We start from the raw sequence: 22,969 nt of genomic DNA, 5'->3' as shown, positions 1-22,969 counted from the left end.
CCTTCTACCTACGCTATGGCGGGATGATTTCAAATGTAACTAGTCCCATTGAATTCATCAAAAAAGGACAATTTGATTCAATTGTCCTCCCTCTACAAACGCCTTGGTCATATATTATATTCAGGGGATCTGCCAAAGGAGATGCAAAAAGCAATTGGTGTCCCTTAGTAATCAGTTTAGGAGGGATGTTATGAAAGTTGGTCCCATCAATCAATTCGATGGTTTCCCAGTTTGGTATAAGGATGATAATGGCTTACGCCTTCAATTGAACGTCGACCCGACGGATCCATTCTCCGGCATTACATTTGCCGATTTACCCGACCCTACACAACCTGTATCATTTCCAGACAACTATCCGGATGAAGCTTTTTATCTACAGGCAGAAGCGGAAATGACAACAGGTACGGGAGAAAGGGCGAGACTCGTATTGGCGCTGGAGGCTGCATTTGTGAATGAAGTGCCGAGGGTTAATGAACAAATCGTATTTGCAAGAGTCCGAGTACGTGTTGACGGTTTACAGGCGAATGCACAATACACCGTCACGCACCCGTATGGAGTTGACACGTTTATAGCGGAAGCGGATCCTCGTAATCCGACGGTCGGAGAGATCAATTTCACGGAAGACTTTGGAGGAATGAACGGCGGAGATTTTGACGTTGTATTGAATAGCCGTGTCCAACCTTTTTTACAATGGGATCCGAATGTGGCACCAGCCGCTCCCGCAGGATACATCGGTAATCCGGACGTGCTTCACCCCATTATCGGAAGTCCATTTGTCGATCAATCCGGGCAACCACAAAACTATTTCCGCATTGAAGGTCCCGGCATCGGAATCGGCTCACCAGATCGTTCCACTACACCGGGATTTGATCCGGACCACTGCATTGAGACGAGAAACTTCAGTCTGTTAGGTAAAATCTCCACAATTTCCGGTGTCGATGTCCCAAGGGCAACGTTCACCCAAAACGCAGATGATGTTGGGGTTATCGATGTGTTTGCTACTTCCGACGATACGGATCAATCGATACAAGTGACGGGCACTGGGATCGACCCTACCGTATTATCCGGAAGCAATGGACAGTATTTTGCCAGAGTCCAATTTACCGGAAACCGTCCACCTCGTTCGATCACTGTTACAAATGTGACCGATGAGCCGGACAGTCGTAAAGATGTCGTACCTGTCGATTTCATTACAGCATCCGCCAACTATGATATCGATTCGCAAGACTTCACGATCGAAGCATTTTCTAGTGACGCGATCGGAACACCGACATTATCCGCAGCAGACTTTGGACTCGGTGAGCTCGTCATTCCATCGACCGGGCTTTCGATGAACCTTCCATCTCCCCCCGCCACTGTGACAATTCGCTCTACTGCTGGTGGAAGTCGAACAATCCCGGTAACCGTGAATGGTACTCCATCTCCACCGGCGCCAGTAACAGCAAACGCTGGGGATGATGCGACTGTGCTTTTCGGCGCAACGGTGACACTGAACGGTTCCGGATCGACAGGAACAATCATTTCATTTCATTGGACCCAACTGTCAGGTACACCCGTTGCATTACTAAACGAAGATACGTTAACCCCCTCTTTCATAGCCCCTAACACAACAGAAACGCTCATCTTTCAATTATCCGTCACTGGCGAAGATAGAACGTCTACCGATGAAGTGCACATCCATGTGATCGATTCCACCCCGGTACCTACAGGTAATCTAACGGTCACCCGGGCAGAATTCCGGACACGGGATGCAGAATGGCGAATTACCGGGACCTCGGATGTGCTCGGTAGTGGTGCCGCCATTTCAATCTACATCGGAAATGAAACAGCAGGTGCTCTTCTTGCTCAAGTGCCGGGCGACGCACTTGGCGAATGGGAATACCGCGTCGAGGGGTCTACCATCCAACCTGATGAAACGAGGGCAATCTCCATTCAATCCAGCTCTGGCGGCACACTTCCATCTGTACCAATTACGATTCGCAGATGAATGCCAATCAGAAACATTTCACTGAAAGGAGGAAATGTAATGGAGCGGTGTCCAAAATGCAATGAAGATTTCTTCTGTAAATGTGGCAGTGAAAACAGAGGACGAAGAGGTCCGCGGGGCTATCAAGGACCACAAGGAGAACCAGGGCGCCCAGGACCTAAAGGAGAACAAGGTCCACCTGGTCCAAAAGGAGATCGGGGACTCCGAGGCTTCCAAGGACTGGATGGAAAGCCGGGCCAGAAAGGAGAACGGGGTGAAAAAGGGGAACGCGGCGAAAGGGGTGAAAGGGGGGCCCAAGGGGAACGGGGTGAAACGGGACCTCAAGGACCTCAGGGGGAACGCGGCCCTGCCGGAACGTTTGATACGACATACGGATATGCCTATACAACAACAAAAAGCTCGGCATCAGGGACTGTCCATTTCCAAATTGCCGGACCGTTACAAGACATCAAAGTCGTTCGCGAAGGATTACAAGTCTTAAAGGATGGCATTTTCCAACTTAGCTATACCGTCGTTCTCGAATCGAACGTCATAAGCTTCACCCCTTCAACATTCCGGATGCAAATCAATGACAACATTCAAGTCCATTCATCCGTAACGGAATCCTTGATTTCCACGACATTGTCGACCAGCCAACTCGTCTCCTTGCAGGAAGGCGACGTCGTCAAACTGATCGCTGATTTACAAGAACATTGCAGTTATAAACTGGCTAGCTTGCAACTTATGCGAATTGGATAGCGAATTAAGGAAGACATCCTGACAGTATGCATTCACTGCCAGGTTGTCTTCTTACATTGACTAGTTTGAAAGTCCTGTTTTGGTGATAACTTTACATATTCGATAGATAACTTCATGGATTCAATAGATAACTCAGCACATTCAATAGATAACTCACCGAATTCAATAGAAAACTACACCGATTCGATAGATATTAAATAAGCCATGCTACCACTCCCAATGATCATTTACTAAACTAACCCTAAGATGGTATACTTAACTCCTAAAGTGCAACAAGTCATAATATTCCAAACCAAAAACACAAAAACTAGGAGGAAGTTATGGGTAGATTAATTCATTTCGAAATTCATGTGGAAGACATGGAGCGGGCACAGACGTTTTATGGGGAGGTATTCGGATGGTCGTTCCAAGATTGGAGCGATTTTGCAGGGATGCCTTACTTCGGAGCAGTGACAGGCGACGACAGCGAACCCGGCGTCAACGGTGCGTTGATGCAAAGACAAGGTCCACCGCCTCAAACGGGACAAGCAGTCAACGGATTCACGTGCACAATGAATGTGGAGAATTACGACGCGACGCATGAAAAAATCATGGCCAACGGCGGCACGGTCGCATTACCAAAACACGCCCTTCCCGGCATGGCGTGGCAAGGGTATTACCTCGACACGGAAGGCAATGTTTTTGGAGTGCATCAACCGGATGAGAATGCGAAGTAATAGGTAATGTAAATTAGGGCTGTCAATGAAAGTGGTATCTTTCGCTTTCTAGACAACCCTTTTTTATATCCAGACACAAGCGCCGCCTCGAATCAAAAACTACCCGCCCTATCATCTTCTCTACCTATCACCTATACTATAGTTAATTAGAATATTCATTTTTCAAGTACAAATTCTCGATATCCGGGGGGAATTAAAATGATAAAATCAGCTATAAAAGCTTTCCTATATGCATTGGTGGCAGGTGTAATCCTCATAGCCGCCCCTGCTCATGCGGCGGTCACTTCATTCAAAGATGTACCGAAAAGCTCAGATCACCACGATGCGATTTTGAACTTGGCCGAAAGAGGCATCATCAAAGGGTATGAAGACGGCACATTTAGGCCGGGCGCGACATTGACACGGGCGCACGCTTCGAAAATTCTTGCCCTCTCGCTCAAATTAAATACTAAAAATGTAAAAGATCCTGGCTTCAAGGATTTAAATAAAAAACAATGGTACTACGGCTATGTAGCAGCGCTCGCGAATGCGGGCTACATCTCCGGCTTCGAAGACGGTACGTTCAGGCCAAACACACCGATGACGCGCGCACAGGCAGCGAAAATCATCGACTTGAGCTATAATCTTCCACTCGAAGCGAAAGCGGATTATCCGTTCGCCGACGTCGGAAATTCCGCTTGGTACGCCGGCCATGTCCAAACGCTCGTCGAAAACAAAGTGACGAAAGGCAAAACGGCGACGACGTTCGAACCGAATGCCAACGTCACCCGCGCACAAATGGCTTCCTTCGTCGTTCGCGCAGAAAATTTACAAAAAGTTGCCGAAATCACGGAAGAGACAAAAGCACAGATTCGCGCAATCGTTCTTGAAAACAGCGTCATCGAAAAAGACGGAAAAAAGGTGTCGCAAGCCTCTTATGACCCTAAAACCGACACACTGACATTGACTGCTTATAATCTTGACGAGGGTATGACAGCTGTCCAAGGGCTAAGCTTCTTCTCTGACAAGCTCCTTGCCCTCGGTGTTTCTCACATCCGCATTGCGGACGGTGCCCTGATCAATGTCGTCGATAACCGCGCAGCGGCCAAACAGCAACTTCAAGACTCTATGGTTGATTTGCTTAAGACTCCGAGCGATACAACAGATGGAAACTTGATTGCGAACAATATCAAAGTAACGCTATATGGCGAAAGTGAAGGCATTCAGATTTGGCAACACTTCAAAGTGAATTTGCGAGTGTTTTCGGGGCAGTGATGGAATGAGTAAGACCCCCTTGGCAGTTCGAACTGCCGAAGGGGGTTAATTTATAAGGCGTACAGCGAATTAATTAAGACAGTTTCTTATCAATTACCTTCACATCTGTTTTACTAGCAATGATAATCGTATCGGCTATTCCGATGAACAAACCTGTCTCTACAACCCCAAGCATCTGTTTCAATTGATGATGGAGTTCTTCTGGATTAGCAATCTTTTTAAAATCACAGTCAACGATGTAGTTTCCGTTATTGGATATGAAAGGCTTCCCCTCATCCATCCTCAATCGAGGGTTACCTCCTATTGCAGCAATTTTCTCAGCTGTCAGCTCCCAACCGAACGAAAGGATTTCAACAGGCAAAGGGAATTTGCCGAGTTGAGAAACCATCTTGGATTCATCCGCGACAATGATCAATTTCTTCGAATGAACATCCACGATTTTCTCCCTGACTAATGATCCTCCTCCGCCTTTAATAAGGTTCAAGTTCGGGTCGATTTCATCAGCACCATCAATCGCTACATCCAACATCTCAACTTTCGAGAAATCAGTAAGTGGAATATGAAACTCGCGTGCCCATCCCTCTGTCCTCTTAGACGAAGGAATCCCTTTGACATTCAAGCCTTGCTCAACTAGTAGGCCTAACTTTTTCAATGTCCAAAAAACAGTAGAGCCGGAACCAAGTCCAATGATCATGCCATCTTCAATATATTCCACAGCCTTTTCCCCAGCTGCTCTTTTTAACGTATCGATTTGCTCCTTCATTCTGCACCTTCTTTGGTCTGTAGTACGTTATTCAACTTAAATAGCTGACAACCTCTTCTACCGCTTCCTCACAATCTTCACCGATTGCGCTGACAACAAGATGATCCCCATTTCGGAGCTGCAATGTGATAAGGCCAAGAAAGCTTTTTAAATTTATTTCATGGATGGATCCATTTACATTCTTTTTAAGATAAATTTCAGATGTGAATTTTTGCGTTGCTTGACTGACCTCGATAATTGTTACATCCTTGGAAATATTGACGACAACATTTTTACTGGATTTTTTCTCCATGCACCCTTCTCCTTTACTTTGCATCTTTTTCTTTCAATTTCACCATTTCTTTCACATCTTTATTTACGAAATAGGTTGGATAAAAACCGGATAAGACATCTGCAACATTTTGTGCGGTTTTCATTTTTAGTTCATTTTCCGCTTCTATAGAATAAAAGGCTGCATGAGGTGTGAGGATTACATTATCCATTTGTAACAATGGGTTTGTCGGGGCAATCGGTTCCACTTCAAGAACATCTAGTGCAGCCCCCGCAATCTTCCCTACTTGTAATGCTTGGATCAATGCTTGCTCGTCAATGATTGGACCTCTGGCAGTATTAATAATAAAGGCCTCTTTCTTCATCCTATTAAACTGATTAACACTGATCATTCCTTCTGTATACTGATTCAGCGGGACATGAACAGAAATGTAATCCGACATTTCACATAGCTCATCTAAACTGACCAAACGTATATCCAATTCACTTGCCACTGTTTCAGGCACGAAGGGATCAAAAGCAATTACGTCCAAACCGAATACTTGTGCTTTTTTCGCCACTGTCCGTGGGATATTCCCTAATCCGACGAGACCTAGTGTACGTCCTCTTAAACGAAAAACAGGAACAGAAAGGTTAAAATCCCATATCCCTTTTTTAACCGCGTTATTCAGTTTTGTTATTTTGCGGGCACATGCAAGAAGCAAAGCGATAGTATGATCCGATACTTCATCCAAACAATAGTCAGTCACGTTCCCGACAACAATTCCTTTTTCTGTTGCCGCCTCCACATCGATTGTATTGAAGCCGACTCCATAGCGGGCAATCACTTGACATTTTTCAAGATTTTCAATGACATTCCGGCTAATAGGCGCATATTGACTGATCAAAGCATCAGCATCAATACAAGCCGCAATGACTTCCTCTTCTGTATGACATTGCGCTAAGGTCAGTTCTACACCGATCTCACTAAGCACCTCTTGCTCAGGCGCAAATGTTTCGTATTCATAATCTGTCACTACGACTTTAAAACGGCTCAAACCGGCCACTCCTTTTTGCCTTAGCTTCGCTCACCACTCAGCGATAGTTCCATCTTTATGACGCCACACAGGATTCTTCCAATTATGCCCTATCTTTGCTTGTTCCCTTACAAACTCTTCATTTATCGAAATACCGAGTCCAGGTTTATGTAACATGTCAACATAGCCTTCTTTATAGTCAAATACCTTTGGATCATTCAAGTAATCCAACAAATCACTGCCTTGGTTATAGTGAATACCCAGACTTTGCTCCTGAATGAAGACATTATGAGATGTCGCATCCACTTGAAGACATGATGCTAATGCAATCGGACCGAGTGGACAATGTGGTGCAACTGCAACATCATACGCTTCAGCCATCGAGAAGATTTTTTTACACTCCGTGATTCCACCGGCATGGGACAGATCAGGTTGGATGATATCCACATAGCCATCTTCGAGCAGTTTTTTAAAGTCCCATTTCGAATACATGCGCTCCCCGGTCGCGATCGGAATATTTGTGACACGAGCAACTTCACGAAGGGCTTCGTTGTTCTCAGGTAATACCGGTTCTTCGATGAACATCGGTCTGAACTGCTCCAGTTCCTTAGCCAATATTTTAGCCATCGGTTTATGTACACGTCCGTGAAAGTCAATTCCAATCCCAATGGTATTCCCGACAACTTCGCGAACGACTGCGATTCTTTCTACTGCTTCATCGATCTTTTGATAAGAGTCAATATATTGAAGTTCTTCCGTCCCGTTCATTTTTACTGCCGTAAACCCGGCAGCAACCGCCTCTTTAGCCGCTTTTCCTACATCGCTCGGACGGTCACCGCCTATCCAGGAATAAACGCGGACCGAATCGCGACAGGCACCGCCCATCAATTCATAAATCGGCGCATTGTAAAACTTTCCTTTAATATCCCATAATGCCTGGTCAATCCCTGCGATTGCGCTCATCAGGATTGGACCTCCTCGATAAAAACCGGCCCGGTACATCGTTTGCCAATGATCCTCTATACGGAGAGGATCTTTGCCGATGATATACTCGCTTAATTCCTTGACGGCCGCTTCTACAGTGGCCGCACGCCCCTCGACAACCGGCTCTCCCCATCCGACAATTCCTTCATCCGTTTCAATCTTTAGGAACAGCCATCTTGGCGGTACAATGAATGTTTCCATCTTCGTGATTTTCATGTTAAGGCCTCCATTTATTGCAATATCAAACGGGAAATTTAGTTCCTTGCCTGTTGAATTTTCATGATAAACTGCTTGGCAGTCTTAGTTAACTCGTCATAACGCTCTTCAGCTATCGCTTTCCGATCAACCAAAGTTCCACCAACCCCGACTGCAACTGCGCCGTTCTTTATGAACGATTCCACATTATCCAGGCTCACTCCGCCAGCTGGCATCATCGGTATATGCCCAAGAGGACCTTGTAAATCTTTTATGTAATTGGCACCAAGTGTATCGCCCGGAAAAATCTTGAGAATATCTGCCCCCGCTGAATAGGCATGGACTATTTCTGTCGGGGTCATAACACCAGGGATAGAGATCTTTCCATAGCGATTCGTAATCTGAATCGTTTTCACATCGAAACAGGGAGAAAAAATAAAATCTGAACCTGCATCAATTGCCGTTTTTGCCGATTCAGCATCTAACACCGTACCTGCTCCGACTAGGACTCTATCTTTGAATGTTTCTTTCAAGCTTTTTATCATGTTAAAAGCGTGGGGGGTATCAACTGTTATTTCCAAAGCACCAACTCCACCGTAAACGAGCGCTTCCGCTATTAAATGGATCTGCGATTGTTGAGGTCTCCGGATAACAGCGACCAAACCAGATTCTTTAAGCCGTAAAAGATCCTCCCATTTTTTCATGAGTGCGCCCTCCCTTTATCATCTTTTTACATCTCGTACAGCTCCTGTTGGTTCCATGAATCGTTCTACAGTAGAAAGTGTCGGCAAGCCTTCTACATCACCATCGACACCGACAACCATTGCTCCGATGGCATTCGCCCGCTTGACGACAAGGCGCAGCGGTTCTTGACGTAAAATTCCACTAATGATTCCAGCTGCAAAACCATCGCCTGCACCTACAGGATCAACTACTCGCTTAACAGGGAATCCTTCTATATAAGCTTTTTCGTCCTTTGTCTGGTAATAAGCCCCTTTACTTCCGAGCTTGATAATAATCGTCTTATCGCTATCACCCATTAAAACATCAGCCACATCTTCCACTTCCACCATGCCAGTCATAAATTGCCCTTCGTCAAGTCCAGGCAAAATGACATCTGCGTAAGAAGCTATTTCATTGAACACGTTTTTCGCGCACTCTGCAGACCAAAGCTTCAGGCGTAAATTTGGATCAAAGACAATCATCATGCCGTTCTTTTTTGCGATTTCAATTGCTTTCATTACAGTGCGATAACATGATTCACTCAGGGCGGGCGTTATCCCCGTAATGTGTAGAATTTTGGCTTGTGCAATATATTGTTCATTCAAATCAGTTTCTTCCATTAAACTTGCCGCAGAATATTTGCGATAATAGTAAACGTTTACATCTTCTGGCGTCAATCGCTCTTTAAAAATCAAACCTGTTTGTGCGTCATCTGTCAGAAGACAGGAAGAGACGTCCACGCCTTCTCCACGAATATTTTTGAGGATGTATCTTCCGAAGGGATCATTCCCCAGTTTACTGAACCACCCGACTGAATGTCCCAATCTCGTCAAACCGATTGCAACATTCGATTCAGCGCCGCCAATACTTTTAGGAAATTGATGTACATACTCCATAGGAAGAAATTGTTCAGGTTGAAAAAGAACCATCGTTTCGCCTAGTGTAAACACTTCTATTTCATACATACTATACAACCTGCCTCGTCTATTTTTATCATTTCGCGAGTCCTACCAAAAATAACGAAAGTTGCGGAACAAATGTAATGAGCAATAATGTGAATATCATTGCAAAAACGAATGGAATGACCGCACGGGATAACGTCTCAAGCGAAAGTCCGGAAATTCCTGAAGCGACAAACAGATTCACTCCAAGCGGCGGTGTGATGAACCCGATAGCCAAGTTGACTACCATCAAAATTCCGAAATGGATTGGATCATAGCCGATCTGAATAGCGATTGGCAAAAGGATTGGTGTTAAAATGATGATTGCAGCGAGTGTGTCCATGAACATGCCGACAACCAATAAAAGTGCAGTGATGAGCAAGATGATGATAATTGGTTCACTGGAAAGATTTAAAAGAGCATTTGCCACTTTCGTTGGGACTTGTTCGATTGTCAAATATCTACCGAACGCTGTTGCTGTCCCAACAATGATTAATACCGTCGCAGTCGTCAATGCTGAATCGACCATGACTTTCGGCAAATCTTTAATTCGAAGCTCGCGATATAAAACAACTGAAGCGAATAGACCATAAACAACCGCGATGACTGCTGCTTCTGTCGGTGTGAAGTATCCTCCGTAAATCCCGCCTAAAATAATGACTGGAATTAGCAAAGCCCATTTAGCTTCCCATATAGCAATCCCTATTTTCTTTAAGGACGTTGGTTCGTCCATCCCTTTGAACCCTTTTTTCTTTGAATAAACATACGCGTAAGTGATCATCGAAAGTCCGACTAGAATTCCAGGTACTATTCCAGCAATGAAGAGATCCCCGATTGATGCGTTTCCAACGACACCGTAAATGACCATTGGAATACTCGGAGGGATAATAACGCCGATTGAACCCGCAGCAGCGACTACTGCTGTTGCAAATTTCTTGTCGTAGCCATTACGGACCATTGCCGGAATCATAATTCCACCGATCGCCGCAACAGTTGCGGGGCCGGACCCGGAAATGGCAGCGAAAAACATACAGGTGATGATTGTCGCAATCGCAAATCCACCTGTCTTGTTCCCGACAATTGCATTCGCCACTTTAAATAATCTTTCGGAGATTCCGCCTTTCCCCATGATTTCCCCTGCGAGTATAAAGAACGGGACGGCCATTAAAGGAAAAGAATCGACAGAAGTAACCAACTCTTTCACTAAGAACTCAATTGGCAAAGTGCCGGAATAGAAAATTGTAATAAGCGTTGCCAAGCCGATTGAAATCCCGATTGGCACACTTAGGAATAACAGCAACGCAAAACTACCAAATAAGACAGCAGTAGTCATCTCTTAAACCTCCACGATCCTTCAGAATCATTGTCCCGAATTTTTTATACTTCCGTTTGTCCTTCGAGTACTTCTTTCCCTCGTAATACTTTAAAATAAGTAATAAGGTTTTGAATAAGTCGAATGATGGTCAATCCCATCCCGACCGGCGTTGCCATATAAACTAATCCCATTGGTATATGTAATGCAGGAGATTTTTGACCGAAAGCCAATAACTTATTCGCGATATCATACCCGTAGTAAACTACGAATATTGCAAATACCATAAACAAAACGGTTGATAGGATATTTAATATAACCCTCCATTTTTCGCTTAGAACAACGAGCAGGACATCCACTTTGATATGCCTTTGCTTTTTAACTCCATAACTAATCCCTATGTAAACTAACCAAATGAAACAGTATCGGGCCAATTCTTCCGACCACGATAATGAATTATCAAGTTGTCTCATAACGACCTGAACAAATATGACCGTAACCATAATCGAAGTAAAGATTGTCAACAACAGTTCTTCAATATGCCGATCAAACCATCGGATGATTTTCATTTCAATCTCCTCTTTACTCAAAAATTTACATTTCGACTACTATGCAACCGTATTTACAAATAAAAAGACTTAGGGGGACGCCCCCCTTTAAGTCTTTTTAGATTCTCTTACTTGGAAACTGCTTCAATTGCATCGAATACTTCTTGCACGGTTTCTTTACCAATCTTTTCTGTATATTTGTCAATCGCAGGTTGTACAAGTTTCACCATCTCTTCACGTGCTTCAGGAGTGATTTCCGTGTAAGTGATGCCTGCTTCTTGAAGATCAGCCAAATACTTTTCGTTCGCTTCACGATTCAATTGTCGTTGGTACACACCTGCTTCGACTGCTGCATCCCGAACGATCTTTTGTTGATCTTCTGTCAATCCATCAAAGAAAGATTTGCTCATTAAAAATACAAACGGGCTGTATACATGATGGGTGTTTGATACATGTGATTGCACTTCGTAATACTTTTGAAGGTAGATAGTAGCCAACGGATTTTCTTGTCCGTCTACAGTTTTTTGCTGCATTGCTGTAAACAGTTCAGTGAATGCCATAGGAGTCGGATTTGCACCTAATGCACGAAAAGCCTCTAGATGAAGGTCGTTTTCCATTGTACGTAATTTCAATCCTTTGAAGTCCGCCGCAGTTGCGATGGCATGTTTACTATTCGTTACATCACGAAAACCATTTTCCCAATACGCTAGCCCAACCAAGTTTTGGCTTTCGAGCTTGTCGAGGAATTTTTGACCCACTTCACCATCTAATACTTTATCCGCAACTTCTTCACTTGGGAAAAGGAACGGGAAATCAAATACGTTGAACTCAGGAACAAAGTTAGCTAGTGGTGCAGTTGAAGGGATCGTAACTTCCTGCGAACCTAATTGCAAAGCTTCAGTCATTGTACGGTCATCGCCAAGTTGGCCGCTATGATACGTTTCAACGGTAATGTCACCATTTGTTTTTTCTTCAACGATCTCTTTAAACTTCAATAAACCAAGGTATTGTGGATGCGAATCATTTAAACCGATTCCTCCGCGGATTGTTTTCTTTGCACTTGAGTTTTTACCTTCAGCGGCACTACCTTTCGAATCGCCGCTGTCGCTACCGCAAGCGGCGAGTGCCAAGACCATAATTGCCGCTAGTAAAACAGTCAAAAATCTTTTCATACTAATTACCCCCTGTTTTTTATGTTGTAATTCTTACTTACCGACAATTTCATGCCCACCAAATTCATTTCGTAACGCAGCGACTACTTTACCCGTGAAAGTATCATCTTCCAAAGAACGGTATCTCATTAGAAGAGACATTGTAATAACAGGTGCAGGTACTTGCAGATCCAACGACGTTTCTACCGTCCACTTCCCCGATCCAGAAGAATTCATGATTCCCCTCACCGCTTCTAACTTAGGATCTTTTGAGAAAGCGTTTTCAGTCAGTTCCATTAGCCAAGAGCGGATTACAGAACCGTTGTTCCAGACCTTCGCCACTTTTTCAAAATCATAGTCAAAATCACTTTTCTCTAGAATGTCGAATCCTTCGGCAATGGATTGCATCATTCCGTATTCAATTCCGTTATGTATCATTTTCAAGAAATGACCGCTACCTAATTTACCTGCGTAAAGATAACCATTGTCCACTGCGGTGTCTTTAAAGATTTGCTCAATCGATGTGAATACTTCTCTATCTCCGCCGACCATCGTACAAATCCCATTTCTCGCACCATCCACACCACCACTCGTACCACAGTCAAGGAAGTGGATTCCCTTGGCCGCGAGCTTAGTGCCTCGACGAATTGAATCTTTATAATTTGAATTTCCGCCTTCAATGACGATGTCCCCTTTTTCTAACAAACTCTCTAAGGTTGCTAGAATGTCTTCGGTTACATCACCTGCAGGTACCATTAGCCAAACGACTCGGGGAGTTTCAAGTTGTTGAACAGCTTCTTCCAAGCTAGTTGCTGCAATAGCGCCTTGCGCGGTGATTTTCTCCACTGCATCTCTATCAACATCATAAGCAACTACTTCATGTTTGTGGTCAATGAGGTTTAAAGCTAAGTTAAAACCCATCTTCCCAAGGCCAATCATAGCCAATTTCATTAGTTGTAACCCCTTTCATAATGCATTAAAAAGAAAAAATATTTCATATATGCTCATTATATATCGAATTTTTTTTAATACAATAGTTATTCGAAAATTCATTTGTGAAAAATTAGTTATTACTAAGAAAAAATATCATGTATGATAAATGAAAGATTTAATCGAGGGAGACGAAGATGATGAGAGATGTTACACCCCATTGCTTTACACTCATACGTGCTATCTATACGCAATTGAGTGATAAGGAAAGAGCGATAGCAGATTTTATACTCAATCAACCGGAACGTTTCATCCATTCAACGATCAGTCAAATAGCTGAGGAACTGTCCGTAGCAGATGCCACAGTTTTCCGCTTTTCCAAACGGTTAGGTTATAAAGGTTACCAAGCTATGAAAATAGCCCTTGCATCTGAAATCATTTCAACGACGAAAGATATTCATGAAACGATCGCGGAAGGTGACGATGAAAAAACGATCGCGGAAAAGGTTTTCAAATCAAATATCAGAACACTGGAGGACACACTCCAAGTAATTGATCCCAAACAACTCAAAGACGCAGTAAACGCATTGGCCTCCGCTCGAAAAATCGAATTTTACGGCAGCGGCGGTTCCGGTTCCATCGCATTGGACGCTCATCACAAGTTCCTTAGGAGCGGCTTGTACTCGAGTTGTTATACAGACGGACATCTCCAGGTAATGAGTGCTGCACAATTGAATGATGAAGATGTCGTTGTCTGCATTTCTCACTCAGGGACAAGCCGGGATGTCCTCGAGGCATTGGAAATAGCAAAAAAAAATGGGGCGATCACAATCGGAATCACCCATTTCTCAAAGACACCTCTAAGCGAAAAAGCTGACATCGTTCTTCAAACTGTCTCTGTGGAAACGGAATACAGATCAGAAGCATTGGCATCCCGTCTCGCACAATTAAGTATTATTGATGCCTTATATGTAAATGTGAGCATCCGTCTAAATGACCGGATGAAAACATCTTTGCAAAAAATGAGAAGCGCAATTTCTGTGAAAAAACTTTAATCTAAAAATGATTATTAACAAAGAAGGTGCCTCAATTGACTAACTCAATCGTTATAGGACTTGATATTGGGACTACTAGCACTAAAGCCGTTGCATTCAATAGAAACGGTATTGTTGTCGGTGAATATGAAGTGGAATATCCATTGCATACTCCTCATCACGGCTGGGCGGAACAAGACCCACTAGAAATTGAAAACGCAGCAATAATGGCAATTAGTTCATTGATAAAAACTAGCACAATTGATCCTGATACCATTCTGGCAATCGGATTATCGAGTGCTATGCATTCCCTTATTTGTATCGATGATGAAGGTGAGCCTTTATCCCCTTCCATTACATGGGCAGATGGACGAGCAACGAACGAGGCAAGACGCTTACAAGAGCAGAATTCGAATCTATACCTATCTACAGGCACACCAATCCACCCGATGTCTCCGCTCGTTAAGCTCATGTGGATGAAGGAAACAGACTATCCCCCTTTTCATACGGCGGCCAAATTCGTTTCGATAAAAGAGTTTTTATTATTCCGCTGGTTCGGATCACAGCTTGTCGATTACTCAATTGCATCAGCTACCGGTATGTTCGATTCACATACGTTGTATTGGAATCCAGATGCACTTAAGGTCGCTGGCATTATTGAGGAGAAACTGTTCACTCCTGTTCCTCCGACAACAGAAATCAGAGGATTGAATCGAGAAATCGCATATAAAACAGGTTTACGGGAGAATGTTCCGTTCATAATTGGAGCAAGCGATGGGCCATTGGCGAACTTGGGCATAGGAGCGATCGAACCGGGGGAAGTTGCTATCACAATTGGAACGAGCGGGGCGATCCGGCAGTTGGTCCCTCAAACAAAAACAGATCAATTACAGCAGACTTTTTGTTATACGTTTACTGAATCGTTATCACTAATCGGCGGACCGACAAACAGTGGCGGAATCGTGTTGAAGTGGTTAAAGGAATTAGTAGGGGAAAACATGAGCTACGATTCAATGAGCTCTTTAGCGGCACTGGCTCCTGCCGGATCGGATGGCCTGCTTTTCACACCTTACCTTAATGGAGAAAGGGCCCCCATATGGAATTCTAACGTGAGAGGCAATCTATTCGGGCTCTCCTTGCAACATAAAAAAGAGCATCTCATCCGAGCAGGCTTGGAAGGCGTCGTGTTCAGCATCTACCATGTAGGCCAAGCATTAGAACGACTTGCTGGTAAACCGGATAAAATAATGGCGAGTGGTGGATTTGCCCGTTCACCTCTTTGGCTCCAAATACTCGCAGATGTATTCAACCAGCAAGTGGACGTCCCCCTCAGTCACCAAAGCTCCGCGTGGGGTGCAGCTTGGCTTGCATTGTACAGCATAGGGGAAGTCGATAGTCTCGAAGCCATCAAAGAACACATCCCCATGCATGGACATTTCATACCTAACATTGAAAACCACCATGTCTATATGAAATTGTTCTCTCTGTATAAAGATCTCTCGGAGACGATGGATAAACATTACCAACTATAGTATTTGTTCGAGTTGTTCGAGTGCCTGTGCAACACACATTTATGAAAATTTAACTAAAGGTATAAAAATACAACAGAAAGCCAATCGATCGCTTGATTGATTGGCTTTCCATTTTAGAATATGCAATTGTAGTTAATAAACTGAATTGTTCGCTACACAGGCACCTATCACGGGCACCAGTCATATCCCCTCCGCAATCTCCAAAAACAAATCAATCAACGGCGATTTCGCCTCCACATTCCAAGCAATGCAGTTTTTCAACGTATCATCACAATTGTTGATTGGCAAGAACACGACTTCTTCCCTTCTGAAGTATGCTAGCATTTCCGGCACAATGGCTATTCCCATATTTGCGGCGACTAGAGGGATGACCGTTTGCAGTTCGTGCGTTTTTTTCCGAATATGCGGGTTGAAGCCGGCTTTATTGCAAATGTTGATGATAGAGTCATAGTAAGCAGAGCCGATTTCACGCGGTGTCATGATGAAATTTTCTTCCTTCAAGTCAATCAAATCAATGCCGCCCTCCTCATTCGCCAATGGATGGTCGACCGGGAGCACGACTTTGTATCGGTGCTCCGCCACAATTTTCGATTCGATGTTCTGCCTTTCGATCGGTCCCGGGAGAAGGCCGATCTGGATCTCTTTTTTATCCAACGCTATCAGCTGCTCCGACGTCGGCATTTGCTCCAGTTGGATTTGGACATTCGGGTATTCCTGCTCATAAATCTTTAGTATTTTCGTCAATGTGCCGTAATCGGGACCAAACCCTATTTTCAATGTGCCTAACATGCCACGGTCAATTAATTTCGCATTCTGAATCGCCGTGTTCAAATTGCCGTGAAGCTTCGCCGCCTCCCGATAGAAATATTGGCCGGCTTCCGTCAACGTCACTTTCCGCTTCGTTCGATGGAACAATTTCACATCCAAAGATTCCTCTAAATTCTTGATTTGCTGGCTCAACGGCGGTTGCGTCATCCCCAGTTTCTTGGCCGCTCTCCCAAAGTGCAATTCTTCCGCTACCGCAATAAAATACATCAGTTGTCGGATTTCCATACTACCTCCAGTAAGTCGTTTTTCATATGAATAGCTAATAAAATCGAATTAGAAATATATATTATTATAACGTATACTAAGTTTTACGAATAGTGTGCTAATTTTACAATATTTGTAAACTGATACAAAGGGGGTTGTAAAAATGGGCATTGAATTTAATCCTAACTTACTCTGGTATGTAATCGGCTATGGGGTTTTCATGATCATTCTAGGAATCGTCTACTCCAAAAAAGTTTCAACGAGTGATGACTTCATATTGGCCGGAAAATCACTTGGGCCGGTCGTCTTAATGGGGACGTTGCTGGCAACATGGGTAGGAAGCGGAACAGTCACCGGGGGACCAAACTCATTGGCATTTTCATATGGACTATGGCCAGCCGTCGGTTATGTACTACCTTCATTAATTGGCATCATCGTGCTGATACTGATCTCTTCAAAAATAAGAAACTATGGAAAGTATACGATTTCAGAAATTCTCGAAGTGAAGTACGGGAAATTTGCAAGCATCGCTGCAGCAATCATCATCATTCTCGCTTACGTCGGAATCGTATCTTATCAATTTAAGGGCATCGGATTCATCTTGCACGTCTCCACAGGCGTTTCCGTCGAAACCGGAACAATCATCGGAGCCGTCATCATCATCTTCCTGGCGACAATCGGAGGATTGATGTCCGTTGCGCCGACCGATGCGTTCAGCGCCTTCCTCATCGTAATCGGACTCATCGTTGCAGTCCCAATGATCATTTCTTTTGGTGGGGGTTGGAATGAAATCACTGCTGCGGTTCCGAGCGAGCATTTGAATTTATTAGGCAGCCTGACGCCGTTGCAGTTTTTAGGCTTCTACATTCCGGTTCTTTTCCTCTTGCTAGGCGACCAAAATATGTACCAAAGGATTTCCGCCTCGAAAAACGACCGGACGACGAAGATCGGGGCGATGGGCTGGATCGTAGGAACATTCCTAACTACGCCAATCGTAGCCGTCATCGCATTCAGCGCGAGGGCGATCTTCCCTGACATCAATCCGGGCATGGCGTTGATTGCGACGACATTGGTCATCCCGACATTCATCGGCGGTTTATTGATTGCGGCAGTGACCGCCTTCATCGTCACAACCGGGAACTCCTATTTGCTGTCCGCCTCAACGAATGTGACGTATGACATTTACGGAAAATACATCAATCGGAATGCGACCGATAAACAAAAATTGATCTTTACGAAAATATTAATACCGATCCTAGGGATCATCGCCTTTGTATTGACGACATACTTCCCTTCCATTCTGGCGATTCAAATGTACTCGTACACCGTTTATGGCGCGGGCATCACCCCAGCTTTACTTGCGGTATTCATTTGGCCGAGCGTCACAAAACAAGCCGGCATTGCCTCGATGATACTCGGAGTCGTATCGACACTCGTGTGGGAGTTCATGGGGAATCCATTTGGCGTCAATAGCGCCTTGATTTCGATTCCGATTGCGATTCTGACATTGATCATTGGAACTATCGCTTCAAGGAATAAACTACAGCCTACTGCAAATTAATTCGGGGAGGATGATACGATGTTTACGCAAAGAATCAATAAGCTACGTAATGACTTTTCCACGTTAGGAATCGACGCGGCAATCGTGTTGAACTTTGAAAACCAGTTTTACTTTTCGGGATTAAAGGCGATTACGTACTCCCGTCCGATCGTGCTCGGCATCGATAGCGGGACGACCCATTTGATCATCCCTTCTTTGGAAGAGGAACATGCAAAACATAAGACATCGATTGAAAATCTGTATGTGTACCATGAAACGAAGCTGCGGTCCTTTGAAGGGGAATCCTATTTGGATCATTTCGTGAAACTGCTCGACCAATTTCCAGAAAACGGACGGATTGGCATCGAGTTCTCGTCCCTTCCGGTTATCCTCGGGAATATCCTTAACGAAAAGGGATTTACCCTCGTCAACTTGGACAAGCATATTGCGGCAATGAGATTCGTGAAGGATGAGGAAGAGTTGAAGCTCATCCGGGAAGCGGGCAGGCTAGTGAGTATCGCCCTCAAAAACTCCTTGGAAAACGCCCGGGCAGGAATTACCGAAATGGAACTAGATCAGTTCGGGAACAAAGCGCTCTTCCAAGAAGTCGCTAACAATCACCCTAATTCGACGCTAGACTTTTTCGTCATGTCCCCTTCCGGAGTGAAAAGGACGAATATGCCCCATGTATTCTCCAACACAAGAGAGTTGGAAGAGAAGGACATCATCATCCACAGCAGGCAAGTCGGGTTTAACGGATACCGGGCGGAATGTGAACGAACATTTTTCATCGGAGAACCTACGAACGAGCAAGAAAAGTTCTTCAACATTGCTGTAGAAGCTCAAGTCGAAGTACTAAAGCAAATCAAAGTCGGCATGCGAGCATACGATGTAAATGAAATCGCAAGGCTCATCATCGCAGACGCCGGCTTAGAACCATACATGAACCACCGGACAGGTCACGGCATCGGCATCGGTCTACACGAAGAACCATCCCTCAGATTCGATAACGAGTTAGTCCTAACAGAAGGCATGGTCTTCTGCGTCGAACCAGGCATCTACGTCCCCGACATCGGCGGCTTCAGGCATTCAGATACAGTCATCTTAACGAACAACGGTACCGAAATCATTACCGAGTATCCTAGCTCTCTAGAGGACTTGATATTTTAATTGTGTCGGTGCCTGTGCAAGAAACATTTATGACAATTCATTAAAACACATATATATACAGACAGAAGCCAATCAAACATTTAGTTGATTGGCTTCCTCCTTCTCAAATATGCAATTGTAGTTAATAAACTGAATTGTGTACTGCACAGGCACCATTCACTAAAGCCTATCTATGATATGGGCACCACCAATTTGAAAAGCCCCCCTGGGATTACATGACCCCCGGGGTGCTTTTCAATGCTTTGCCCTAAGTTGATGAGCGCCTTTACACCCTTTCAATCGTTGGATGCGGTTACTTCTTTTTGTTAGCATTACATATATGTCCAATTGCCCAGCTTCTGAAGCCATTGAGATAGTGTGATCAATCCTGATCACTTGAAAAGCGACTTGGTTAATCACTTCGGGCATGACTCGATTCACTTTTCCTGGCTTACACTACCACTTCACACAGAAGGGCTTTTCCTGACTGGCATGCCGACAAAGCGACTGCTTGAGCTACACTATCAACAACCCTGCTGTCAAATGGATTGGGGATGACATATTCCTCAGATAATTCCTCTGTCGAAACCAGTGAAGCAATGGCTTTGGCGGCTTCTCTCTTCATATCTTCAGTGATTTGACTTGCGCGAACTTGTAGGGCGCCCTTGAAGATTCCCGGAAAGGCAAGCAGATTGTTAATCTGATTTGGATAATCCGAACGACCAGTGCCTATGACGCGTACGCCTGCTAATTTTGCATCTTCTGGCATGATTTCTGGTATAGGGTTTGCTAACGCAAATACGATGGGATCTTTGTCCATCGATTCGATCATTTGAGTCGTTAATGCCCCCGCAGCTGACACTCCGACAAATACGTCTGCGCCTTGGATGACATCTGACAAATCCCCCTGTTTGCGTTGGAGGTTTGTAAATTCAGCAAGCAAGTCTTTCAATCCATTCATCCCAAGCGGGCGCCCTTTGTAAATAGCGCCCTTTGTGTCGCATACGATAATTTCTTTTGCTTGGAATGAATGCAACAGTTTTGCAACCGCAATACCTGCCGCACCTGCTCCATTAATTACAATTTTCATCTCACTGATTTCTTTGCCTACAAGTTTTCCAGCATTCAACAGGGCAGCAGCTACAACAATCGCTGTTCCGTGCTGGTCATCATGAAAAACAGGGATGTCCAATTCCTCTTTTAGCCGCTCTTCTATATAAAAACAATCAGGAGCCGCGATATCTTCTAAATTAATACCACCGAATACAGGGGCAAGGTTTTTAACGGTACGGATGAAATCTTCAGCATCACGTGTATCCAGGCATAGGGGAACAGAGTTAATACCCGCAAACCGTTTAAAAAGCGCGGATTTCCCTTCCATTACCGGGATTGCCGCCTCCGCTCCAATATCGCCCAGGCCTAGGACAGCTGTCCCATTGCTGATAACTGCCACCGTATTACCTTTCATCGTATATTTATAGATTGATTCCTTTTCGTTGGCAATTTCAATACAGGGACCTGCAACTCCTGGAGAGTAGGCCTGACTTAGATCCTCCGCATTATTAATAGGTGCTTTGACCGTAATCTCTAATTTCCCTTGCCACATTTCATGAAGATCCAAAGACCTTTGATAATTCCTCAATATTATCCACTCCTCTTCTATTCTGCTCACTCGGGGGTTACAAGCTGTCCAGTTGGTTCGGAAGGAACTAGAGTAAAATCCGCAAGCTGATTGCAATTGATATTCTTCCGTTTTACATTAGCTACTCATTCATTATTACTCCCAAATACAGAAAAAACAATAAATATACTCGCAAATTCGATACTAATTTTTACTTGTACTATACAGATAATAGATTACATATAAAATATATGCATAAACAGTAACCTTTAACCTTTTTGGCAACCTGCTATGGAGTTTAAAGCTATCATGGACAACATAAAACCCCTCCCCGATTCTCCAAGGGAAGAGGCTGTAAATATTCGAAGATTAACGTTTTGTGAAATGAGGTACACGACACGCACCTTTAAAACCGTATTTTTTCGTTCATTCCGACACTCCTATTACTAATTTCCCTCTAAATAATAGCCCGGTTCTTCCTTATCTTTACCAACAATTTCCTCAATCGCCTATTTACCAATTCCCAATCAAACTCGGGACACGGACGGCACCAAATTTGCGAATCCGACATTCTCTGAGAGGTAGTTAGTTGGATAGTATTTGTAATTAATGTAACGTATGGTTGTAATATAGAAGAAAACCAGGAGATTTGGAGGTCATTCATTTGAAATACAAGTTCTTATCCGTCGTTGGATGCGGATTACTTCTTTTATTAGCTGCTTGTGGAGCGGAGTCTAAAACGACAGATGCAGGAAACGCGCCAAGCAGCAGTCATGACAAAGAGGAAGAAGAGCTAACAGTAACCGTCGTCAATGAAGTTTTTGCATCGTGGAAAAGAAAAGAGGCTGTTATGGTTAGTTATTCAGCTGAATTAAAAAATGAAAACGATGTACCTGTCATCATTGATAGAATGCTTGTAGAATTTCTTGATGAAGAAAAGACAGTTCTTGATCATGGAGGTGTTCTGCTTAATTCCATCCCCACGATCATTATGCCAAACGAAACAGCTTACGTAGTGGATTCACTAGAAATACGGGACGAAGGCTTCACGGATCCTGACAAAGTGAAAAGCATTAATGTTGAAATCGAAGTGAATGAAACCGATGAAGAATTATTGAAGTTGGAAATCGATGATGTACAGTTTGAATTATTATATGAAGATGACAGCCTCCCCTATGAAGTTACAGGAATCATTACGAATCCCCACGCAAAAAAAATCGATCTTGCTGAAGTCGCCGTTGGATTGTATAACGACAAGGACGAATTACTGGCTGTACTTAGAACAATGATTGAAACGAATTTAGGAGAAAATGATTCCGTGGAATTCGGAACTTTTTATCCGCGATTATCAGACGATATTTATGGGAAAGTAACAAAAGTGAAGGCTATAGCTTATGAGGATCCGCAAAATTAGTTAGATAAGTAAATCTATAAGCTCTTTACGATTTATGAGAAATGCGTAATAATATTAGATAGAGAGATTCCAATTTGAAAACCATAACAGTAAAACTAATCGTAAGTGTACTGTTAACA

General features: G+C 43.9%; 21 protein-coding genes. 9 read left to right on the top strand and 12 right to left on the bottom strand.

The window, feature by feature from the left end; all coding sequences use genetic code 11:
* The first annotated feature begins 190 nt into the window (after positions 1–190).
* The 4 genes from NIT04_RS02780 (at position 191) to NIT04_RS02765 (ending at position 4,695) form a co-directional block, all read left to right on the top strand.
* Positions 191–1,987, top strand: a complete 1,797-nt coding sequence (locus NIT04_RS02780; RefSeq protein ID WP_252502088.1) for an IPT/TIG domain protein — start codon at positions 191–193, stop codon at positions 1,985–1,987.
* A gap of 39 nt (positions 1,988–2,026) precedes the next feature.
* A complete protein-coding gene (locus tag NIT04_RS02775; RefSeq protein WP_252502087.1) occupies positions 2,027–2,725 on the top strand; it encodes a collagen-like protein in 699 nt (232 codons plus the stop codon).
* Positions 2,726–3,045: 320 nt separating this feature from the next.
* Positions 3,046–3,441, top strand: coding sequence for a VOC family protein (locus NIT04_RS02770; protein ID WP_252502086.1), 396 nt, complete (start codon positions 3,046–3,048; stop codon positions 3,439–3,441).
* A 198-nt stretch (positions 3,442–3,639) separates the two neighbouring features.
* Positions 3,640–4,695: an S-layer homology domain-containing protein gene (locus NIT04_RS02765; protein ID WP_252502085.1), complete on the top strand. Its 1,056-nt coding sequence runs from the start codon at positions 3,640–3,642 to the stop codon at positions 4,693–4,695.
* Positions 4,696–4,768: 73 nt separating this feature from the next.
* Here the strand turns inward: NIT04_RS02765 and rpiA are convergent, their stop codons facing one another.
* The 10 genes from rpiA to gnd form a co-directional block, all read right to left on the bottom strand.
* Positions 4,769–5,458: a ribose-5-phosphate isomerase RpiA gene (gene rpiA, locus NIT04_RS02760; protein WP_252502084.1), complete on the bottom strand. Its 690-nt coding sequence runs from the start codon at positions 5,456–5,458 to the stop codon at positions 4,769–4,771.
* 31 nt (positions 5,459–5,489) lie between these two features.
* Entirely contained in the window at positions 5,490–5,750 is a 261-nt protein-coding gene (locus NIT04_RS02755; RefSeq protein WP_252502083.1) for an HPr family phosphocarrier protein, read from the bottom strand.
* Between the two features lie 13 nt (positions 5,751–5,763).
* The gene (locus NIT04_RS02750) at positions 5,764–6,765 is read right to left on the bottom strand and encodes a C-terminal binding protein (protein ID WP_252502082.1); all 1,002 of its coding nucleotides are present in this window, start codon (positions 6,763–6,765) and stop codon (positions 5,764–5,766) included.
* Between the two features lie 30 nt (positions 6,766–6,795).
* Positions 6,796–7,944, bottom strand: a complete 1,149-nt coding sequence (gene dgoD / locus NIT04_RS02745; protein ID WP_252502081.1) for a galactonate dehydratase — start codon at positions 7,942–7,944, stop codon at positions 6,796–6,798.
* Between the two features lie 38 nt (positions 7,945–7,982).
* Complete coding sequence (locus NIT04_RS02740; protein ID WP_252502080.1) at positions 7,983–8,627, bottom strand: bifunctional 4-hydroxy-2-oxoglutarate aldolase/2-dehydro-3-deoxy-phosphogluconate aldolase; 645 nt, start codon at positions 8,625–8,627, stop codon at positions 7,983–7,985.
* Between the two features lie 18 nt (positions 8,628–8,645).
* Positions 8,646–9,611, bottom strand: a complete 966-nt coding sequence (locus NIT04_RS02735; protein ID WP_252502079.1) for a sugar kinase — start codon at positions 9,609–9,611, stop codon at positions 8,646–8,648.
* Positions 9,612–9,639: 28 nt separating this feature from the next.
* Entirely contained in the window at positions 9,640–10,920 is a 1,281-nt protein-coding gene (locus NIT04_RS02730; RefSeq protein ID WP_252502078.1) for a TRAP transporter large permease, read from the bottom strand.
* A gap of 44 nt (positions 10,921–10,964) precedes the next feature.
* Positions 10,965–11,468, bottom strand: coding sequence for a TRAP transporter small permease (locus NIT04_RS02725; RefSeq protein WP_252502077.1), 504 nt, complete (start codon positions 11,466–11,468; stop codon positions 10,965–10,967).
* Between the two features lie 107 nt (positions 11,469–11,575).
* Entirely contained in the window at positions 11,576–12,619 is a 1,044-nt protein-coding gene (locus NIT04_RS02720) for a TRAP transporter substrate-binding protein (RefSeq protein ID WP_252502076.1), read from the bottom strand.
* A gap of 33 nt (positions 12,620–12,652) precedes the next feature.
* Positions 12,653–13,549 (bottom strand): phosphogluconate dehydrogenase (NAD(+)-dependent, decarboxylating), encoded by an 897-nt coding sequence (gnd, locus tag NIT04_RS02715; RefSeq protein ID WP_252502075.1) that lies wholly within the window; start codon positions 13,547–13,549, stop codon positions 12,653–12,655.
* 176 nt (positions 13,550–13,725) lie between these two features.
* Here gnd and NIT04_RS02710 point away from each other — a divergent pair, with 176 nt between their 5' ends.
* The gene (locus NIT04_RS02710; RefSeq protein WP_252502074.1) at positions 13,726–14,583 is read left to right on the top strand and encodes a MurR/RpiR family transcriptional regulator; all 858 of its coding nucleotides are present in this window, start codon (positions 13,726–13,728) and stop codon (positions 14,581–14,583) included.
* A gap of 35 nt (positions 14,584–14,618) precedes the next feature.
* The gene (locus NIT04_RS02705; RefSeq protein ID WP_252502073.1) at positions 14,619–16,094 is read left to right on the top strand and encodes a gluconokinase; all 1,476 of its coding nucleotides are present in this window, start codon (positions 14,619–14,621) and stop codon (positions 16,092–16,094) included.
* 180 nt (positions 16,095–16,274) lie between these two features.
* Here NIT04_RS02705 and NIT04_RS02700 read toward each other — a convergent pair whose 3' ends face one another.
* Complete coding sequence (locus NIT04_RS02700; protein ID WP_252502072.1) at positions 16,275–17,147, bottom strand: LysR family transcriptional regulator; 873 nt, start codon at positions 17,145–17,147, stop codon at positions 16,275–16,277.
* 142 nt (positions 17,148–17,289) lie between these two features.
* Between NIT04_RS02700 and NIT04_RS02695 the strand changes: the two genes are divergently transcribed.
* Both NIT04_RS02695 and NIT04_RS02690 read left to right on the top strand, forming a co-directional pair.
* Positions 17,290–18,687 (top strand): sodium:solute symporter, encoded by a 1,398-nt coding sequence (locus NIT04_RS02695; protein ID WP_252502071.1) that lies wholly within the window; start codon positions 17,290–17,292, stop codon positions 18,685–18,687.
* An 18-nt stretch (positions 18,688–18,705) separates the two neighbouring features.
* The gene (locus NIT04_RS02690; protein ID WP_252502070.1) at positions 18,706–19,836 is read left to right on the top strand and encodes a Xaa-Pro peptidase family protein; all 1,131 of its coding nucleotides are present in this window, start codon (positions 18,706–18,708) and stop codon (positions 19,834–19,836) included.
* A gap of 430 nt (positions 19,837–20,266) precedes the next feature.
* Here NIT04_RS02690 and NIT04_RS02685 read toward each other — a convergent pair whose 3' ends face one another.
* A complete protein-coding gene (locus NIT04_RS02685) occupies positions 20,267–21,421 on the bottom strand; it encodes an NADP-dependent malic enzyme (RefSeq protein ID WP_305880098.1) in 1,155 nt (384 codons plus the stop codon).
* Between the two features lie 679 nt (positions 21,422–22,100).
* On the opposite strand from NIT04_RS02685, the gene NIT04_RS02680 reads away from it, so the two are divergent.
* Positions 22,101–22,850, top strand: coding sequence for an FxLYD domain-containing protein (locus NIT04_RS02680; protein ID WP_252502068.1), 750 nt, complete (start codon positions 22,101–22,103; stop codon positions 22,848–22,850).
* The last annotated feature ends 119 nt before the right edge of the window (positions 22,851–22,969 follow it).

This window comes from Sporosarcina sp. Marseille-Q4943 (assembly GCF_943736995.1).
Classification (GTDB): Bacteria; Bacillota; Bacilli; order Bacillales_A; family Planococcaceae; genus Sporosarcina.
This window is presented reverse-complemented; position numbering and strand designations above follow the sequence as displayed.

Excerpts from the sequence above, each read along its gene's own strand:
- NIT04_RS02780 (WP_252502088.1), top strand. The coding sequence starts at position 191 with ATGAAAGTTGGTCCCATCAATCAATTCGATGGTTTCCCAGTTTGGTAT.
- NIT04_RS02775 (WP_252502087.1), top strand. The coding sequence starts at position 2,027 with ATGGAGCGGTGTCCAAAATGCAATGAAGATTTCTTCTGTAAATGTGGC.
- NIT04_RS02770 (WP_252502086.1), top strand. The coding sequence starts at position 3,046 with ATGGGTAGATTAATTCATTTCGAAATTCATGTGGAAGACATGGAGCGG.
- NIT04_RS02765 (WP_252502085.1), top strand. The coding sequence starts at position 3,640 with ATGATAAAATCAGCTATAAAAGCTTTCCTATATGCATTGGTGGCAGGT.
- rpiA (WP_252502084.1), bottom strand. The coding sequence starts at position 5,458 with ATGAAGGAGCAAATCGATACGTTAAAAAGAGCAGCTGGGGAAAAGGCT.
- NIT04_RS02755 (WP_252502083.1), bottom strand. The coding sequence starts at position 5,750 with ATGGAGAAAAAATCCAGTAAAAATGTTGTCGTCAATATTTCCAAGGAT.
- dgoD (WP_252502081.1), bottom strand. The coding sequence starts at position 7,944 with ATGAAAATCACGAAGATGGAAACATTCATTGTACCGCCAAGATGGCTG.
- NIT04_RS02740 (WP_252502080.1), bottom strand. The coding sequence starts at position 8,627 with ATGAAAAAATGGGAGGATCTTTTACGGCTTAAAGAATCTGGTTTGGTC.
- NIT04_RS02735 (WP_252502079.1), bottom strand. The coding sequence starts at position 9,611 with ATGTATGAAATAGAAGTGTTTACACTAGGCGAAACGATGGTTCTTTTT.
- NIT04_RS02730 (WP_252502078.1), bottom strand. The coding sequence starts at position 10,920 with ATGACTACTGCTGTCTTATTTGGTAGTTTTGCGTTGCTGTTATTCCTA.
- NIT04_RS02725 (WP_252502077.1), bottom strand. The coding sequence starts at position 11,468 with ATGAAAATCATCCGATGGTTTGATCGGCATATTGAAGAACTGTTGTTG.
- NIT04_RS02720 (WP_252502076.1), bottom strand. The coding sequence starts at position 12,619 with ATGAAAAGATTTTTGACTGTTTTACTAGCGGCAATTATGGTCTTGGCA.
- gnd (WP_252502075.1), bottom strand. The coding sequence starts at position 13,549 with ATGAAATTGGCTATGATTGGCCTTGGGAAGATGGGTTTTAACTTAGCT.
- NIT04_RS02710 (WP_252502074.1), top strand. The coding sequence starts at position 13,726 with ATGATGAGAGATGTTACACCCCATTGCTTTACACTCATACGTGCTATC.
- NIT04_RS02700 (WP_252502072.1), bottom strand. The coding sequence starts at position 17,147 with ATGGAAATCCGACAACTGATGTATTTTATTGCGGTAGCGGAAGAATTG.
- NIT04_RS02695 (WP_252502071.1), top strand. The coding sequence starts at position 17,290 with ATGGGCATTGAATTTAATCCTAACTTACTCTGGTATGTAATCGGCTAT.
- NIT04_RS02690 (WP_252502070.1), top strand. The coding sequence starts at position 18,706 with ATGTTTACGCAAAGAATCAATAAGCTACGTAATGACTTTTCCACGTTA.
- NIT04_RS02685 (WP_305880098.1), bottom strand. The coding sequence starts at position 21,421 with ATGTGGCAAGGGAAATTAGAGATTACGGTCAAAGCACCTATTAATAAT.